Raw genomic sequence first — 14,278 nt, forward strand, 5'->3', positions numbered from 1 at the left:
GAAGAAGTCGATGATTGAAGCTGCAATGATCTGGAACGAGCCGAACAATAAATCGCATTGGGATCCGGAGATCGATCCGGAATGGCGTCGCTTTGCCCATATGAGCATGCTCGCCGCCGACGCGATCGGCACAGCCAACTCAAATCTGACAAAGGTTCTGGGTGGAATTTCACCGATCGATCCTGCCTTCATGACCCTCATGAAGGATTATGGCGTGTTGGACCATATGGATGCCGTAGCTGTTCACGGTTTTCCTTTGGACTGGAACCTGTGGCAGATCCAAGAATGGCCCGAAAAGATTGAGGAGATACGGGCGGTCACCCATTTGCCGATCTGGGTCAGCGAGGTCGGCGTCTCCACCTTCGGCGCGGAGGAAGTTCAGCTTTGGGGCCTGAAGCGAACCGCGGAGCTGCTGAAGGGCAAGGTCGAACGGTGCCACTGGTACAGCCTCTATGATCTTCCCCGGGAGTGGGAGGCAACCACCCGCCATCGCGAGGCCGAGGGTTCCTCCTATTATCGCCATTACTATATGGGAATCCTGCGCCAGGACGGCAGCCCGAAGCTGGCACTGAAGGAGTTTGCCGATCATACGCCCACGCTTGGGCTGGTGCAGTGGTTCCATTTCGAAGATCCTCGCCTTGACGAGGCAGTCGGCTGGATGAAAAGGCTCGGCGTCAGATCCGTCAGGACGGGCCTTTCCTGGGCAGACCGCTTTCGACCCAACGCACTTGACTGGTTCGACCGGCAGATGCGTGCGCTTGAGGATTTCGATGTCACGGTGACGTTCTGCTTCACCCCGGAACACCGCGGCATTGCTCCGCACCATACCAGCGCCCCGCTGATTGCCGAGGAATTCGCGGAATTTTGTAGCGAAATGATAAACCGCTACGCGCCACGACAGCGCCGCATGGGCACCGAGCGGATTGCCGCCTCCTTGCGGTTGGAGCAGGCCTCAATCGCCCTCGGCGCCTGAGCGTGCAATTCCATTGATGACACGTCCGATCGGGCCGCGGGAATAGGCAAAACCATGATAGAAGGACAGCACCATTCTCGCCCATGCCAGGTAAAGCTGCGGATGACCAAGCAGGCGTGCGAGCCAGAAAACGCGGTGGCTCCAAAGGCTAATGGCATAGCGCATGCGGTAGATCATCCTGCGGCGCCAAGTTAGACCGCCGCTCCCGGCGACGACCCTTTTGCGAGGCCGCAGGCCCAGCCGCAGCCATGTCAGCCGGAACGCGAGACCCTCGCGCCGCTGTCGAAAACCAGCCGCCTGCGTAGCGACGACAAACGCGGTATCGACCGGCGACAAGGCAATACGCCGCGATGCCATACCGCCGGCGACGAGATCCAGCAGCGCTGGAGAGCGAACAATCACGACATTGGTCCCTCGCCCATCTACCGTATAGGGCTGCGCCCAAGCATCGCCAAAAGCGATGTCGGCCGTCTCGGCAACCACGTCGTCGCAGAAATTGCATGCCGGATTTTGAAAGAAGCCGGCTCCCCAGTCGCCGTCTGCCAAATGCCACCAATCGCGTCCGACGACGTCTCCGCTGCGGAGCTTCATTTGCGCGCGATACCAGTTCGCCGGCCGGTCGGGGCATTTTGCCCGATAGTCGAAGCGTTCGACATCGCCGATTCTCTGGCCCATCTGCCAAGCAAAGCTTTCAGCCATGCGCGCGCTTTTCATATGGCCGCAAAAAAGGCCGAGCGTGAAAACGATGCGCTCATTCAATATCGGGTCATTGGCGCATGACAATCTCACGGCCTTGATAAAACAAGGTATGCCTACAATGGCGTATCGCCCGGGCGTCGTCCTGATCGTCCCGAGCACCTCGGCCAGATCGACTGGATAATATCGCGATTTCGCGCCCGCCTTCAGGTCGGCTAGGCTGCGCGACAGCGTGTAGCGAAACAGACGGTCGCTGCCTCGGCTTTCGATGACATGCGCTACGGCATCGACCAGTCCCCGCCGCAGCATCTCGGCCGCAACCCATGTGACGAGACCGCCGGAACTGCCGTTGCGGCGAAAGTCTCCCTCTTCGACATGGCCGACAAAGGCTTTTTCGAACCGCCCCAGCAAGGGATCATTATTGGGCGAGTCCGCAAAGTGCCGGGCCGCCAACTCGTCCTCGTTTTCCGCAGCAGGCGAGAACGGGCAAATGCGGGAAAACGCCGTCTGGTCTGACTGCCGAAGGTTCGCGCCTTTTGGCTTTAGCTGTCCGTATCGATCGAATTGCATCTGTGGTGCCGATGTTGGCGACCACATCATGCAAGCCCCACATCCTATGCAAAGCCCGGAGCGAACAATGTCGCTGGGATTCAGTGGTGGCGGATAACCGATCGTCCTGGAGGTGTTAGCAAACGACATGGTGCAAATAGGCGCTCGAATTAAGACGTAGGATAGCGATGCGTCGCCCGATTGTGGGATTTAGAGGGTGTTCAAGTGCCGCATCGAGCTGCGCGAACACGCCAGCTTCCGACATGAAATGTGCTTGTGCGCCCGCAATTTCGGCTAGATCGCGCAATTTGTTGCCGCGATAGTCGGAAAACACGCAGGCGAACGGCTTCTCGTAAACGAGAGAGAAGACGCAGCCGTGAAAGAAATTGGTCACCACGGCTTTGGCCGACCCCATGAACTGTGCGAATTCGTCCGGGCCTGCATCGATCCACTGCCGATCAGCCCAGTCGTTGCGATAGCCGATGCTGATCAGGCAATAGCCTCTGGCATCAGCCCAGCCGCGAACGGCCTTCTGGAACCATTCGGGGAAACCATGGCCATAGACGGCGATATAACGCCCGTTCTCATCGGTTCGGGTCGCCAAAAGCGGCTGCGGGAATTGCAGGCAAGGGTCGAGCACAAGCTCGGGTTCGAGGGCAAGCGCCTCACGTATGAGGCGCGCCGAATTGAGATCTCGTACGGAAATGCGGGAGAACCTCCGCAATCGTTCGCTCCAAAGACCTTGTAGCCTTTCCTGCGATGCAAAATTCCCGAATGTCGCAGCATAGGAAATCAGACGGTCCGCATTCAGCCCTTCTCCATAGAAGACCGTGCATCCGCCATACCACGGATGCTTGAGGTTCCAGACTTCGTCGCTGCCGACGATTACCAGCCCAAACCGCCCAGCCTGGGCCGGATCATTGAGCGGAAAAGGATGTGAGAGCGGCAATCGGCCGATAGCGTCGAAGAATTTGCGCGTTTTTCTCTTATTGAAGGCATAATCAGTGCGCGGAGCCGTCATAGGAAGCAATGGATTGAGCGCACAACGCCATTCTGCGCGATCTGTCGACGGCGAGCTGTAATCGAGTAGAACCGCATCGACACCCATGGATGACAGCCCTTCCAACAAACAACGGGTTTGCCAATAGGATCCATAGTTAATGCAGCGGTGAAACGTCAGGATGCCGACGTTCTCACGGCGGCCATTTGTCGTTGCGTCTATAGTATTCATGGCGTCCGCGGATGAATTGCTGGTCGGCGAGAAGCGAACGAGATCGGACATCGTGCTCACAATCGGGAAGTAAACAGGACAGACCCGTCGATAGCGAGCGGCTGCGATCTTCCGTTCTCACGATCCACAGGACCAACATCGAACCGGATGCGAGGACAATTGTTCCTGAGGCGCGCTACAGCCGCGCGCCGGCCGGCGGAAAGGAGAATCGAGCAGACGGAGAATTGTGTGTTGCGGGCGTCCGGCATAGATCGCCATCAGTGCGCCGGTATTCAAACTCTGCGGGAACCACCGATCGTTTCGCGGATTAGATCAGTTCAGCACAGAGGAGGTTTCCATGTCGACTGCAAAGCAGAAGAAGCAAGATGAAGAGCGGCGGCGGACGTCCCCGGCGGTTAAATCACTGGAGAAGGCAAAGGCGGCCGAGGCGAAGAGCTCAAAAGACAAGGACGCGCTGGACAAAGGCCTTGAAGACACGTTCCCCGCTTCCGACCCGGTTTCATCGACGACGACGTCCGTGCCGGCGGGACGCGCCGACAAGGAAGCGATCGATAAGAATCGTCGTCAGTGAGGCCGCCCCCCTGCCTGCGGCAAGATGATTGCTGCCGTCGGGCCATCCTGATCCTCACGTTGCGCGGACATCGATGTCGGGCAACGAGCGGAAGATGATCCGTGGCTCGTCAGACGGTTGCGAATGACCGCTGCATTGACGACCCGCAAATCGGCGCTCACAAAAATATGGTCGAGCCTCATCAAAGGATAGCGTGAACACGGGAGGCGCCTAATCGTTCCGCCTCCATGAGACGCCGTACCGCTCGCGGGGAAAGATCGACGATGTCTTCGAAAAGTCTGGTCTGGAATAGCTTATTTGCCGCCGCGATATGCCTTGCCGCTTTCCTGCTGTACCGCATTCTGCATCGGTATAGCATCCATGACATCTCAGCTTCGCTTCACTACATCCCGTTCTCTCATCTCTGCCTCGCGCTCACCTGTGCAGCCGCCTCCTATTTTTGCCTCACCGGATTCGACTTCCTTGCAATCCTGTCGCTCGGCAAGTCCCTCCCATATCGGAAGGTTGCGCTCGCGTCCTTCATCAGTCTGTCGATGGGCCATAATATCGGCTTCGCAGGATTGAGCAGCGGCGCGTTTCGCTACCGCTATTATTCACGCTGGGGTTTGACAGCCGAGGAGGTCGCGAAGTTGGTTCTGTTTTCCGGCGCGACGGTCGGCCTTGGGCTGATCACGCTTGCCGGTTTCGCCTTGCTTTTAAATCCGCAGGATGCGGCAGGCCTCTTGCGATGGAATTCCGAATGGTTTCGAGCAGCGGGCGGCGCCATCATCACCCTTCCGATCGCCTATGTCATGCTTGCCGCTTTTCTGCGGCGACGGTTCCATCTCTGGCGCTGGACCTTTGAACTGCCCGATGTTTCCTTTGCAGTTCTGCAGGTGGGTATGGGAGCCTTGAATTTCCTTTTGGTGTCGGCATGTCTCCATCAGTTGCTTTCGGCTTTCGCCGACATCGCGTTCTCGCGATCGGTTACAGCTTTCGTACTCGGCAATTCAGCCGTTCTTGCCACCCATGTGCCCGGCGGTCTCGGCGTATTGGAAACAGCGGTTGCCTACGTCGCCCCCGATGCCGCCTCAATCGGCGCCTTAATTGCATTTCGCTGTGTCTATTTTCTTCTCCCGCTCGTGCTCGGTACGATGCTTTTCATCATCAGCGAAATCGTGTTTCGCAGGCATGCCGGCGAAAGGAAAACGACCCATGAGGCGATTGACGAGGACGCGCAGCGATTGTCCGAGCGACCGAACCGGGTCGAAGAGAGCAGTTCCGAAGATCGGTCCCTCTTTTTTATCAGTCGGGACAACGGATAGCAGAGATCCGGATTGGACATTGAGTTCGTCGATCGCGGCTATGAGTGAGCCCTTGCACAGGCGACCGAGATATTCGGCAATAAGCAGATTGCGCAGCTGTGCGATTGCGAGCCGATGGTCGGCCTGGCTTGCTTCAAAGAGAATATCGCATTCCGTGTCGAGACCTTCCGAACGATGGTTGAGGTTTGACGAGCCGATACGCAGCAGATTGTCGTCGGAAATCAGAAGTTCCGAATGTGCAAGCAGTTCAGCATGCTCGTTGCCATCGCGAATGACCGGATGAAAAACGCGCAGCCGCTTGTAGCGCTCAAAAGCCTGAAGCTGCAGCGGAACAAGTCCTCTGCCCCACAGTTCCTATCGCATGACGGAAACTCGTGCGATCAGGATCGGCATCTCGGGATGGACCTACAGGCCCTGGCGCGGCGTCTTTTATCCTAAGGGTCTCCCCCAGAGGCAGGAACTCGCCTACGCATCGCGGCAATTCGCCTCGATAGAAATCAACGGCACCTTTTACGGCTTGCAGCGCCCTTCCTCTTTCGGAAGCTGGCGGGAAGAAACCCCGGACGATTTCGTCTTTGCGGTAAAAGGTTCGCGCTACATTACCCATATGAAAAAGCTTCGCGACGTCGAAACCCCGCTTGCCAACTTCTTCGCCTCAGGGCTGTTGCGCCTCGGCCCTAAGCTCGGGCCGATCCTCTGGCAGTTTCCGCCGCATTTGAAGTTCGACCCTTCGCTCTTTGCCGCCTTTTTGAAGCTCCTACCTCTAGACACCATCGCAGCGGCAAGGCTGGCGGCAAAGCATGATGACCGGCTGAATGGTCGCGATTGGATCGAGCCAGAAGGAAAAAGACCGATCCGCCATGCGGTCGAAATTCGACATGAAAGCTTTGCAAGCCCTGAATTCATCGAGATGCTGCGCGAGAGTCGCGTCGCACTGGTCTGCGCCGACACGGTCGAATGGCCTTTGCTGATGGATGTCACCTCTGACTTCGTGTACTGCCGCCTCCATGGCTCCGAGCAACTTTATGTCAGTGGATATGACGAGAAAGCCCTCGCCGTGTGGGCACAAAGGATAGACGCCTGGGCTCATGGCAGGGAACCGGCAAATGCCAACCGCGTGCTTGCACCGCTCAAGCGATCCCCACACGACCGTGATGTCTATGTGTATTTCGACAACGACGCAAAGGTGCGCGCACCGGTGGACGCACAGGCGCTAACCCAGCGGCTTGGAATAGCGGCCGGATCGCAGAAATCACCCGCTCGGAAGCGATCGGAACTCACCGAAGACCATACACATCGGGCAGTACCGTGATCGGTACTCGCAATGGGCGCTCAGCGTGAGCTTCCGGTCATAGCCGAGGATCCACGCGAAGCATCTCTCGGAGCATGATCGCAGCAGGTGTATTTTCCTTAAAATGAGGAGATGAAGGTGTCACACGATCAACGGCAAGTCCCATATGGTGGAGGCAAAAATGCCCAAACAGTCAATGGAATCCGGCACGGCGGGATGGATGACGGAATGCAAGATTCAAAACGGAAAAAGCGCGCGGCTGTAGTGGCCGATCCCAAAAACCGACTGGTCGACGGCGAGATTGATCCTGGGACGAAAGAGCTGAAGCCGGACAGAAAATAGCTTCCGGCCGTGAATATGCCGTGCCGACATCTGGCTGCCTTGCAGCCGGGAACAAATGTTTCGCTATAAGTTTGAGCGCGGCGGCAGGTCGCTTGTGACTGCCGGCCTGCCTGGATCCTCCTCCAGGGTGGACCCCATCGACGGCATCTCGGGCCCCGTCCATAGGGGTCTTGCCCGCCTTGAAATCGCGAGAGTGTCGATCACCGCGATATCGCGTCATATCTGCAGAAATTCCTGAATTATCTCTGGGCGCGCTCCGGCATCCCTGGATGCGACCATGGGCATGCCGGCAGAAGCTGCTTGCCGGCATTAATCAGGCGGCAGAGAAAGCAGGCGTTGCAGTCGCGCAACAATATGCGTCATCACGCCTGTTTCGGCAAATCAGCTAAGCATCGTGTCGCGGTTGCTGAATCGTCACTCAATCTTACACCCGTGCAGAGACGAGCATTGTCCTACAGGATCGGCTTGCCGCCGGTGACGGCGATCGTTGCGCCGGAAACGTAACTCGACAATGGATCTGCAAGCATGACGTAGGTCGTTGCAAGCTCGGCCGGCTGTGCAGGCCGCTTCATGGGCACCTGCTTGCCAAAGTTTTCGACCGCTTCCGCAGGCAAGGTGGAGGGAATGAGCGGCGTCCAGACAGGCCCGGGTGCGACGGCGTTGACGCGAATTCCTCTTTCCGCAAGTAGCTGGGCAAGGCCCGCGGTAAAGTTCTGGATAGCGCCCTTGGTGGTCGCATAGGCGAGCAGGGTTGGGTTCGGATTGTCGGAGTTGATCGAAGCCGTGTTTATGATAGCGCTGCCTGGTTTCATATGTGCGACAGCCGCCTTAGTCAGATAGAACATGGCATGAATATTGACCTTGAAGGTCAATTCCCATTCCTGATCGCTGATATCCGGAATGTCGTGGAAACTCGCCTGGTGGGCGGCATTGTTGACCAAAATATCGAGCCCGCCGAGTTCGGCCACCGCTCTGTCGATGATAGAGCGGCAATGTTGAGGATCCTGAATATCGCCGGCAACAAGAACGGCCTTGCGACCTGCCTGCTCCACCCAGCGCTGTGTCTCCTGAGCATCCTTGTGCTCATCAAGATAAGCGATAAGAAGATCGGCTCCCTCCCGAGCGAAGGCGATTGCGACGGCTCGGCCGATGCCGCTATCGCCGCCGGTGATGATCGCTTTCCTGCCCTCAAGCCGACCAGAGCCCCTGTAGGAGTGTTCGCCGTGATCCGGGACCGGTTTCATTTCGGGGGTGCGACCCGGCATCGGCTGAGGTTGTGACGGAAATGGCGGGCTGGGATGGGTAGCCATGGCTTGCTCCTTCTAAATTGGATTTCTTTCTCAACCAGCAAGCAACGGCTAGGTTCCCGCAACGGACAAAATAGGCGGACGCAAACAGCGGTGTCCAAGAACATTCGAGCCGGCCAACGTTCGAAACAACCCAGTTGGTCGAAAGGAAATGCATGCGGCGTTTCAAGGACAATGTAGTCATCGTCATCTGCGGGTTAGGCATGGGAGAATGGAAAAATCAGAATGACTCCTCTCGTAAGAGGGAAGAAATAGTGCCTGCGTCGGACTTTCCGCAGTTTTGACCATCGCGCAATCGCTAAATTTCCAGCAGCGCATAGGGCTTTCCGGTCGGCTTTTCGACGTCGGCGGCGACATTAAAGACGGGGGCACCCCTCGGTGTATGGCCTTCATAGATTCCGCGATGCGCATGACCATGAACGACGGCATCGACTTTGAAACGATCAATCGTCTCGGCAAGGCGGGACGATCCAAGAAACGGAAAGATCTCCGGCGGTTCGCCTTCGACCGTTTCGGGTATCGGTGCGTAGTGGAGGACGACCATCGACCGCGCTGCCCGCACCTGTCGCATGGCATTTTCCAGCCGCATCGACTCTTCGACGCTTTCGGCGACCATAGCTTTGATAGCCGGCTCGCCGAACGAGCCAAGCATGTGGCGCCCGAAGCCGCCGGCGAAGCCTTTCACCCCGACGAAACCAACCCCATCGATTTCGACGGTGTTACCATTCAGCAGCTTGACGCCCGCATCGGCCAGAATGGCCGAAATCTCGTCAACACATCCACTTTCGTAATCATGGTTTCCAAGCACGGCGATGACGGGCACGGTGCAGTTGCGCAGATCCGCAGCCAGCAATTCCGCCTCCTTGGGCTTGCCGAGATCGGTGAGATCGCCCGCGATCACCAGGACATTGGCTGCCAAGGAGATTTCGGAAAAGAGCGCCTTGTGCGATTGCTCGCCATGCTCCTTGACATGAAGATCGGCCACGGCGGCAATCTTCAGTTTTGCCGCGTTTTCATCGCTCATTCCGGCTTCTCCTCCTTGCTGCTCAATTCACCGTCGCCGCCGACGTCGGCAAAGCCCCATTCCTTTACGTCGATTTCGAAATCGACATCTGAATACATACGCCCGCGGCATATCTTCACCTGCGGCAATGGCAGGTCGCGCTGTGCTTTCAACCGATCGAGGAGCTCGTCCATCAGCCAATCGGGAACCTTGTCGCGCTCCGAGGGATAAATCCAACGAAAATTCAAGAGCTGAATAAGCAGCACCTCCCAATTCGTCTCGAGATATCCAAGGAGGTTGCGCCAGTTGATCTCGTCATGCGCCTTCAAGATCACATGCGCTATGTCGGCGCCGTCATACCGATGGCGAAGCTGCACGAAGCATTTTGACCAGACCAGCTCGGTCGGCCCGATGATGCGTATCAGGTGACCGCACATCGTTATCTGCCGTGAAGCTTCAAACCATTCGTCGCCGACGGGCATTGTTCCGTTCGACGAGGCGAAGATCACGTCGAAGAAATGTGGGCCTTTGAAGATCTTGCCGAGCCAGCGCTCGTCCTTAACCTCGACTGCATAACCCCGGCTCTGGAAATACGAGAGAATGCGGGGGTAGTCGCCGGCCTTGCAAAAAATATCGAAATCCTTCGTCGCGCGTGAGATTCCAGTATAGGCGGAGACGGCATGGGTGCCGGCGACGAGAAAAGGAATTTGAGATTCGACGAGCTTGTCGATCACCTCGGCAACGAACAGCTCGGTATTCGGATCGATAAGCTGGGGGACAGCCTTTGCGGTCATCGGCACATTGTCCGTCTCATCAGCATTCATATCCGTCGTACCATTTCTATCGCGACTGCCTTGCGGCTGCCCCTAAAATCTCAACACCGACGGCCAAGGGTTGTTCCATGAAAGCATATGCCCGACGATAATTCAGTCACGCCTGCCTTCGATCATCCATGGCGGCGTCACCAACCAATGCGGCAAGCAAAAGGTACTGGCGACGGCTCGGGCCAGCGTTCGATCGGCTTCTCAGCGCCGACAAGACAAGATCGGCAGAAAATCGCGATGGGCAACTAAGATTTCGGGTTTTTTCGGGGCGTATGGAGGGCAATCGGCATCTTCTCGACCGACTGCAAGGCCTGCGTCACACCTTCGGTTTTTCCAAATCGGAGGGTTCTGGGGCAAAGAGTTTGCCAGCCACGGATCGTTCATCCGCTACGAGTTCGCGTTCGGCACGGCGCCAGTGTGTCGGATGCCGACCCGTCGGCCTGCCCTCTTTCTCCGATATTTGGTGGGCACGTAGGCGTATCTTGTGTTGCAGTGCTTCCGACATGGTCTGCCCCATCGGCAAGTGATCAAATCCTGATTTCCTGCGGTGAGCGCGGCCTCTGCCAAAAGCCTTCAATGACGGATTTGCTTCACCATCCGTCACCATGTCGATGCTTATGCTGTAACATCGGATACCTCAAACCTGCTTTTTGAAGCGCAGGCTCGCGTTACTTATCGCCACGCCGATTGGCGGCATGATCATGATATTGTTCCGTCTGGACATTTTTGGCGTCCAGCCCCCGACGTTTCGAATGCTGGGCCTTATCCCTGTTGGAAAGAACGGCATTTTCCTCAACACGATCATCGTCGAGCGTGGATCGTGCACCCGATGCATCGCCTTTTCCTTGAGCACCTTGGCCGATATGTTTCTTGCCTGCATGGGCCATTGTCATTCCTTTCGAGTTGGTCCCAACTAAGCGGCTCATGCCGTCTGATAAGTACCGACGATACTGGTTTCGGCTAGGACATATTTCTTTGCCTCCGCCCACATAGCGCTCACTCCGGCCGCCTCGGGAATTGCCAGACTCGGCGCATCCAGGATCGCAAGGCGGAATACATAGTGATGCGCCGGTCGCCTCGCGGCGGGTGCGGACTATCGTAACGGGCCTGACTGAAGTCTGACCCGTTCGAGATTGAGAATATTTCGAGCCCACACGGATCGCTTTGGATCCGCGTTGGGGATCCGCGTTGTTCGAAACCGAACCATTCGAACATCTCATTGTTCCCGCAGCATCGCCGTTCGGTATGTCAGCTCTACTGCATGCTTAAATTGTCGGCGCCGTTCATTACCTCGAGGCATTCGACTTATGCCATCACCGGAACATGCGTCTCCTTCCAGAGTTGTCCCTCCGGCAACAGACCACGCCGGATCGAGGCCACCGGCTCGCTCGCCAGCTTCGTGATGGGATGGCGTCATTTGTTGGTGCGCCCACGCTGCCGGGGATTGACGCCGCCTTGGGGCGTTGCGTCGTTGGCGACATCTCCGACAACGGTGTTGTCGCCGCCGCCGCTGACATTATGATCGGTTCGCAATTGATCGGGTCCATTGCGGCTGCAGCTTCTATCCACAGCTAAGACGGTTTCCCGTATCGATAGATTTTCCGATGCAACAAAGGTCCTATTTATAAGTTCGGTCATTAAACTCTCCAGGAAACAGGAGGTCAGTGATGACCGTAATCGTGTTCCCCAAAACCGAGGGAAAAGACGGCGGGCCTACTGCGGAGTTCCTCACGGCAGACAATGACGGACGGCAGATGTTGCGCTTTTTTGCCGACTATAGATTCGACGGCAGGCCTTTCAGCGTCAGTTTCTGGGCTTACAACATGCAAGATGCCGAGCGGCGCGTCGCCAGCATGCGACGCAATCTCTGTCTGGAAGGGCAGCTTCTTTTACGGGGTGAGATCGACTTCCCGTACGCCCCACCCGGCAAGGGCGATGTCCCCCGCGACAAGGGCGACGGATCGACCCTTTCCATTCGCGCGATTTGGCGTCACCTCCTCGCCCTGTGCCACGCCAATTAACCTCTGCATCAGTACGCGATAGTCACCGGTTTGGTTGATACTCGCATCCGGCGCGGGAACAATGTGCGCTCTACGTGGTCTGCAGGAGTACGCGAAAGGGCTTTATTTGATGATCGAAGGCCGGCCTTTTCATGTAATACGGCATATCCGTCAGACAGCATGCCAGACGCGGAGCATTGGCTCCACGCGGAAGTGGAGCGTGAAATCCTTGAGAGAACGCGTAGTTCCCGTGACTGCATCCAGGACGATTGCCCACCGACAAAGGTCTAAAATCACTCGCCATTCACAAATTATCACTGATGAGCCGCGATAACGCGCCAAACGGTATTTCCGACATCGTCGGCGACCAGCAGTCCGCCGGCTTTGTCGATGGCGAGCCCGACCGGACGACCCCGGGCCTGGTTATCGGCATTGAGAAAGCCGGTCACGACGTCTTGTGGCATGCCGCTTGGACGTCCGTCTTTGAACGGTATGAAGACGACCTTGTATCCGTTGAAACCATAACGGTTCCAGCTGCCATGTTCCCCGACGAACGCGCCGCCTCGATAGGCATCCGGCAAATTGGAGCCCGTATAAAACACCATGCCCAGCGGGGCGACATGCGAGCCAAGTGCATAGTCTGGAACGATTGCCTTGGCGACCAGATCGGGTCGTTGCGGCATCACGCGGGGATCGACGTTCTTGCCGAAATAACTGTACGGCCAACCATAGAAGCCACCTTCTTTGACGGAGGTCATATAGTCCGGAACCAGATTGGGGCCCAGTTCGTCGCGCTCGTTGACGACTGTCCAGAGTGCATGCGTCTGCGGCTCCCAGGTCAGTCCGTTCGGGTTTCTCAAGCCCTCCGCAAACAGGTGCGAACGCCCGGTTGCGCGGTCGACCACCAGTATTGCTGCGCGGTTCTTCTCCGCTTCCATACCGTTTTCGGTGATATTGCTGTTGGAGCCGACGCCCACGTAAAGCAGCGACCCGTCAGGGCTTGCAAGGAGGCTCTTCGTCCAATGATGGTCGATCGGACCGCCGGGCAGATCCACAAGCTTTGTGCCCGCTTCGGTGATCTTCGTTTCTCCCGGCTTGTAGGGATAGCGCATGATCGCATCGGTATCGGCCACGTAAAGATCGTTGCCGACCAGCGCCACGCCAAAGGGGGAATGGAGATGGTCGATGAAGACATCCCTCACTTCCGCCTTGCCGTCGCCATCTGCATCGCGCAGCAGAGTAATGCGATTGCTGTTTTGATTGCCACCGCCGCCGGAGGTCGCCATCGCCTCGATTAGATCCATGACGAAGTCCTTGGGCCGTCTGACGGAGGGCGCTGGCGGGGCGATCGATTCAACGACCAGCATGTCCCCGTTCGGCAGGACATACAGCGAACGGGGATGCTCGAGTCCCGTTGCAAGCGCCTGCACCTGCAGTCCCGCCGCGACCGTAGGCTTTTCGCCTTCCTTCCATCCGACGACTCTGGCAACATGCAAGGGAGGGATCAGATATTGGGTTAAAGCCGGGAGGACGGGGTTGCCACCCACCTGGCCGTTGGGGTCCGGGTCATCGCGGCCACAGCCGGCAAGGATCGCCAAGGTGATGCAGAGGAAAACGCTGCTTGGCCTCGATATCGCAGAGCCGAGGGAATTGTCAGACATCAGTCGGCCACTCCCACACGGTAGCGATAGACGAGCGACCAGCCCATCCAGCCAGTGAAAAGCATGAGAAGCACAACCACCGCGGAGAGAATGAGGCCGGTAGGCACGACCGATGTCCAGGCGTCGCGGCTATGAATGAGCGCATTGAAGAATGACAGGATCAGGACAATAGCATTGCCGATGAGATGCAACCAAGCATGGCTCTTGTCGCGAATCAAACGATTACTCAGAAAATCGATGAGGCCCGCGATTGCTGCAAGAATGCCCATTAAAAGCCCTGCCAATAGCAGCCAGGCCGAAAAATCCGCCCACATGATGTCGGCAGTTCGCCAATACGCTAAGTCGGTCACCAGCGCTCCCGTAAAGCAAACGATGGGGAAGGGAACAAGCATTGGATGGATTGGGTGTTTGGCGAGCCTGACCGTCGCGCGAAGGCTTTGATCTGTCATGGCTAATCTTCCAGAGTTGTCTATATAGCCTTATCAAACAACCTCGCGAACTACTTGTTCCCGGTCTCATGATCCCC

17 protein-coding genes and 1 pseudogene are annotated in these 14,278 nt (G+C 57.2%); 6 read left to right on the plus strand and 12 right to left on the minus strand.

Annotated elements, in window-relative coordinates; translation table 11 throughout:
- Nucleotides 1-10: 10 nt before the first annotated feature.
- The gene (locus QA646_RS25130; protein ID WP_283059447.1) at nucleotides 11-973 is read left to right on the plus strand and encodes a beta-xylosidase; all 963 of its coding nucleotides are present in this window, start codon (nucleotides 11-13) and stop codon (nucleotides 971-973) included.
- On the opposite strand, the gene QA646_RS25135 is transcribed toward QA646_RS25130, so the two are convergent.
- Both QA646_RS25135 and QA646_RS25140 read right to left on the minus strand, forming a co-directional pair.
- Complete coding sequence (locus QA646_RS25135) at nucleotides 953-2,269, minus strand: Coenzyme F420 hydrogenase/dehydrogenase, beta subunit C-terminal domain (RefSeq protein WP_283059448.1); 1,317 nt, start codon at nucleotides 2,267-2,269, stop codon at nucleotides 953-955. The genes QA646_RS25130 and QA646_RS25135 overlap by 21 nt on opposite strands.
- 85 nt (nucleotides 2,270-2,354) lie before the next feature.
- Entirely contained in the window at nucleotides 2,355-3,449 is a 1,095-nt protein-coding gene (locus QA646_RS25140; protein ID WP_283059449.1) for a polysaccharide pyruvyl transferase family protein, read from the minus strand.
- A 337-nt stretch (nucleotides 3,450-3,786) separates the two neighbouring features.
- Here QA646_RS25140 and QA646_RS25145 point away from each other — a divergent pair, with 337 nt between their 5' ends.
- On the plus strand, nucleotides 3,787-4,020 hold the full coding sequence (locus tag QA646_RS25145) for a hypothetical protein (protein ID WP_283059450.1): 234 nt from the start codon (nucleotides 3,787-3,789) through the stop codon (nucleotides 4,018-4,020).
- A gap of 79 nt (nucleotides 4,021-4,099) precedes the next feature.
- On the opposite strand, the pseudogene QA646_RS25150 reads toward QA646_RS25145, so the two are convergent.
- Nucleotides 4,100-4,217 (minus strand): annotated as a pseudogene (locus QA646_RS25150) (EEP domain-containing protein); the annotation flags it as partial.
- A 66-nt stretch (nucleotides 4,218-4,283) separates the two neighbouring features.
- On the opposite strand from QA646_RS25150, the gene QA646_RS25155 reads away from it, so the two are divergent.
- The 3 genes from QA646_RS25155 (at nucleotide 4,284) to QA646_RS25165 (ending at nucleotide 6,957) form a co-directional block, all read left to right on the plus strand.
- Entirely contained in the window at nucleotides 4,284-5,324 is a 1,041-nt protein-coding gene (locus QA646_RS25155; RefSeq protein ID WP_283059451.1) for a lysylphosphatidylglycerol synthase domain-containing protein, read from the plus strand.
- A gap of 361 nt (nucleotides 5,325-5,685) precedes the next feature.
- The gene (locus QA646_RS25160; protein WP_283059452.1) at nucleotides 5,686-6,636 is read left to right on the plus strand and encodes a DUF72 domain-containing protein; all 951 of its coding nucleotides are present in this window, start codon (nucleotides 5,686-5,688) and stop codon (nucleotides 6,634-6,636) included.
- A 117-nt stretch (nucleotides 6,637-6,753) separates the two neighbouring features.
- Entirely contained in the window at nucleotides 6,754-6,957 is a 204-nt protein-coding gene (locus QA646_RS25165; protein WP_283059453.1) for a hypothetical protein, read from the plus strand.
- Nucleotides 6,958-7,409: 452 nt separating this feature from the next.
- Here the strand turns inward: QA646_RS25165 and QA646_RS25170 are convergent, their stop codons facing one another.
- From QA646_RS25170 to QA646_RS25200, 7 genes are all read right to left on the minus strand, one after another.
- Nucleotides 7,410-8,267: an SDR family oxidoreductase gene (locus QA646_RS25170; RefSeq protein WP_283059454.1), complete on the minus strand. Its 858-nt coding sequence runs from the start codon at nucleotides 8,265-8,267 to the stop codon at nucleotides 7,410-7,412.
- 295 nt (nucleotides 8,268-8,562) lie between these two features.
- On the minus strand, nucleotides 8,563-9,288 hold the full coding sequence (locus QA646_RS25175; protein ID WP_283059455.1) for a metallophosphoesterase: 726 nt from the start codon (nucleotides 9,286-9,288) through the stop codon (nucleotides 8,563-8,565).
- The gene (locus QA646_RS25180; RefSeq protein ID WP_283059456.1) at nucleotides 9,285-10,091 is read right to left on the minus strand and encodes a hypothetical protein; all 807 of its coding nucleotides are present in this window, start codon (nucleotides 10,089-10,091) and stop codon (nucleotides 9,285-9,287) included. Before QA646_RS25180 ends, QA646_RS25175 begins: the two co-directional genes overlap by 4 nt.
- Before the next feature lie 316 nt (nucleotides 10,092-10,407).
- Nucleotides 10,408-10,698, minus strand: a complete 291-nt coding sequence (locus tag QA646_RS30605) for a DUF2934 domain-containing protein (protein WP_349254265.1) — start codon at nucleotides 10,696-10,698, stop codon at nucleotides 10,408-10,410.
- A 61-nt stretch (nucleotides 10,699-10,759) separates the two neighbouring features.
- Nucleotides 10,760-10,978 (minus strand): hypothetical protein, encoded by a 219-nt coding sequence (locus tag QA646_RS25190; protein ID WP_283059457.1) that lies wholly within the window; start codon nucleotides 10,976-10,978, stop codon nucleotides 10,760-10,762.
- A 35-nt stretch (nucleotides 10,979-11,013) separates the two neighbouring features.
- The gene (locus tag QA646_RS25195; protein WP_349254274.1) at nucleotides 11,014-11,133 is read right to left on the minus strand and encodes a hypothetical protein; all 120 of its coding nucleotides are present in this window, start codon (nucleotides 11,131-11,133) and stop codon (nucleotides 11,014-11,016) included.
- Nucleotides 11,134-11,504: 371 nt separating this feature from the next.
- Nucleotides 11,505-11,729 carry a hypothetical protein gene (locus QA646_RS25200; protein WP_283059458.1) on the minus strand — a complete coding sequence of 75 codons (225 nt, stop codon included), beginning with the start codon at nucleotides 11,727-11,729 and terminating at the stop codon, nucleotides 11,505-11,507.
- Nucleotides 11,730-11,758: 29 nt separating this feature from the next.
- Here QA646_RS25200 and QA646_RS25205 point away from each other — a divergent pair, with 29 nt between their 5' ends.
- Nucleotides 11,759-12,112 carry a hypothetical protein gene (locus QA646_RS25205; protein WP_283059459.1) on the plus strand — a complete coding sequence of 118 codons (354 nt, stop codon included), beginning with the start codon at nucleotides 11,759-11,761 and terminating at the stop codon, nucleotides 12,110-12,112.
- 293 nt (nucleotides 12,113-12,405) lie between these two features.
- Here the strand turns inward: QA646_RS25205 and QA646_RS25210 are convergent, their stop codons facing one another.
- Nucleotides 12,406-13,752 (minus strand): sorbosone dehydrogenase family protein, encoded by a 1,347-nt coding sequence (locus tag QA646_RS25210; RefSeq protein WP_283059460.1) that lies wholly within the window; start codon nucleotides 13,750-13,752, stop codon nucleotides 12,406-12,408.
- Nucleotides 13,752-14,201, minus strand: coding sequence for a DUF2231 domain-containing protein (locus QA646_RS25215; protein ID WP_283059461.1), 450 nt, complete (start codon nucleotides 14,199-14,201; stop codon nucleotides 13,752-13,754). Before QA646_RS25215 ends, QA646_RS25210 begins: the two co-directional genes overlap by 1 nt.
- Nucleotides 14,202-14,278 lie beyond the last annotated feature (77 nt).

This window comes from Rhizobium sp. CB3090 (assembly GCF_029714285.1).
In the GTDB taxonomy this organism is placed as follows: Bacteria; Pseudomonadota; Alphaproteobacteria; order Rhizobiales; family Rhizobiaceae; genus Rhizobium.

Bases quoted from the DNA above. Each gene is read 5' to 3' on its own strand.
- QA646_RS25130 (WP_283059447.1), top strand. From the start codon at position 11: ATGATTGAAGCTGCAATGATCTGGAACGAGCCGAACAATAAATCGCAT.
- QA646_RS25135 (WP_283059448.1), bottom strand. From the start codon at position 2,269: ATGATGTGGTCGCCAACATCGGCACCACAGATGCAATTCGATCGATAC.
- QA646_RS25140 (WP_283059449.1), bottom strand. From the start codon at position 3,449: ATGAATACTATAGACGCAACGACAAATGGCCGCCGTGAGAACGTCGGC.
- QA646_RS25145 (WP_283059450.1), top strand. From the start codon at position 3,787: ATGTCGACTGCAAAGCAGAAGAAGCAAGATGAAGAGCGGCGGCGGACG.
- QA646_RS25155 (WP_283059451.1), top strand. From the start codon at position 4,284: ATGTCTTCGAAAAGTCTGGTCTGGAATAGCTTATTTGCCGCCGCGATA.
- QA646_RS25160 (WP_283059452.1), top strand. From the start codon at position 5,686: ATGACGGAAACTCGTGCGATCAGGATCGGCATCTCGGGATGGACCTAC.
- QA646_RS25170 (WP_283059454.1), bottom strand. From the start codon at position 8,267: ATGGCTACCCATCCCAGCCCGCCATTTCCGTCACAACCTCAGCCGATG.
- QA646_RS25175 (WP_283059455.1), bottom strand. From the start codon at position 9,288: ATGAGCGATGAAAACGCGGCAAAACTGAAGATTGCCGCCGTGGCCGAT.
- QA646_RS25180 (WP_283059456.1), bottom strand. From the start codon at position 10,091: ATGAATGCTGATGAGACGGACAATGTGCCGATGACCGCAAAGGCTGTC.
- QA646_RS30605 (WP_349254265.1), bottom strand. From the start codon at position 10,698: ATGGTGACGGATGGTGAAGCAAATCCGTCATTGAAGGCTTTTGGCAGA.
- QA646_RS25190 (WP_283059457.1), bottom strand. From the start codon at position 10,978: ATGGCCCATGCAGGCAAGAAACATATCGGCCAAGGTGCTCAAGGAAAA.
- QA646_RS25200 (WP_283059458.1), bottom strand. From the start codon at position 11,729: ATGACCGAACTTATAAATAGGACCTTTGTTGCATCGGAAAATCTATCG.
- QA646_RS25205 (WP_283059459.1), top strand. From the start codon at position 11,759: ATGACCGTAATCGTGTTCCCCAAAACCGAGGGAAAAGACGGCGGGCCT.
- QA646_RS25210 (WP_283059460.1), bottom strand. From the start codon at position 13,752: ATGTCTGACAATTCCCTCGGCTCTGCGATATCGAGGCCAAGCAGCGTT.
- QA646_RS25215 (WP_283059461.1), bottom strand. From the start codon at position 14,201: ATGACAGATCAAAGCCTTCGCGCGACGGTCAGGCTCGCCAAACACCCA.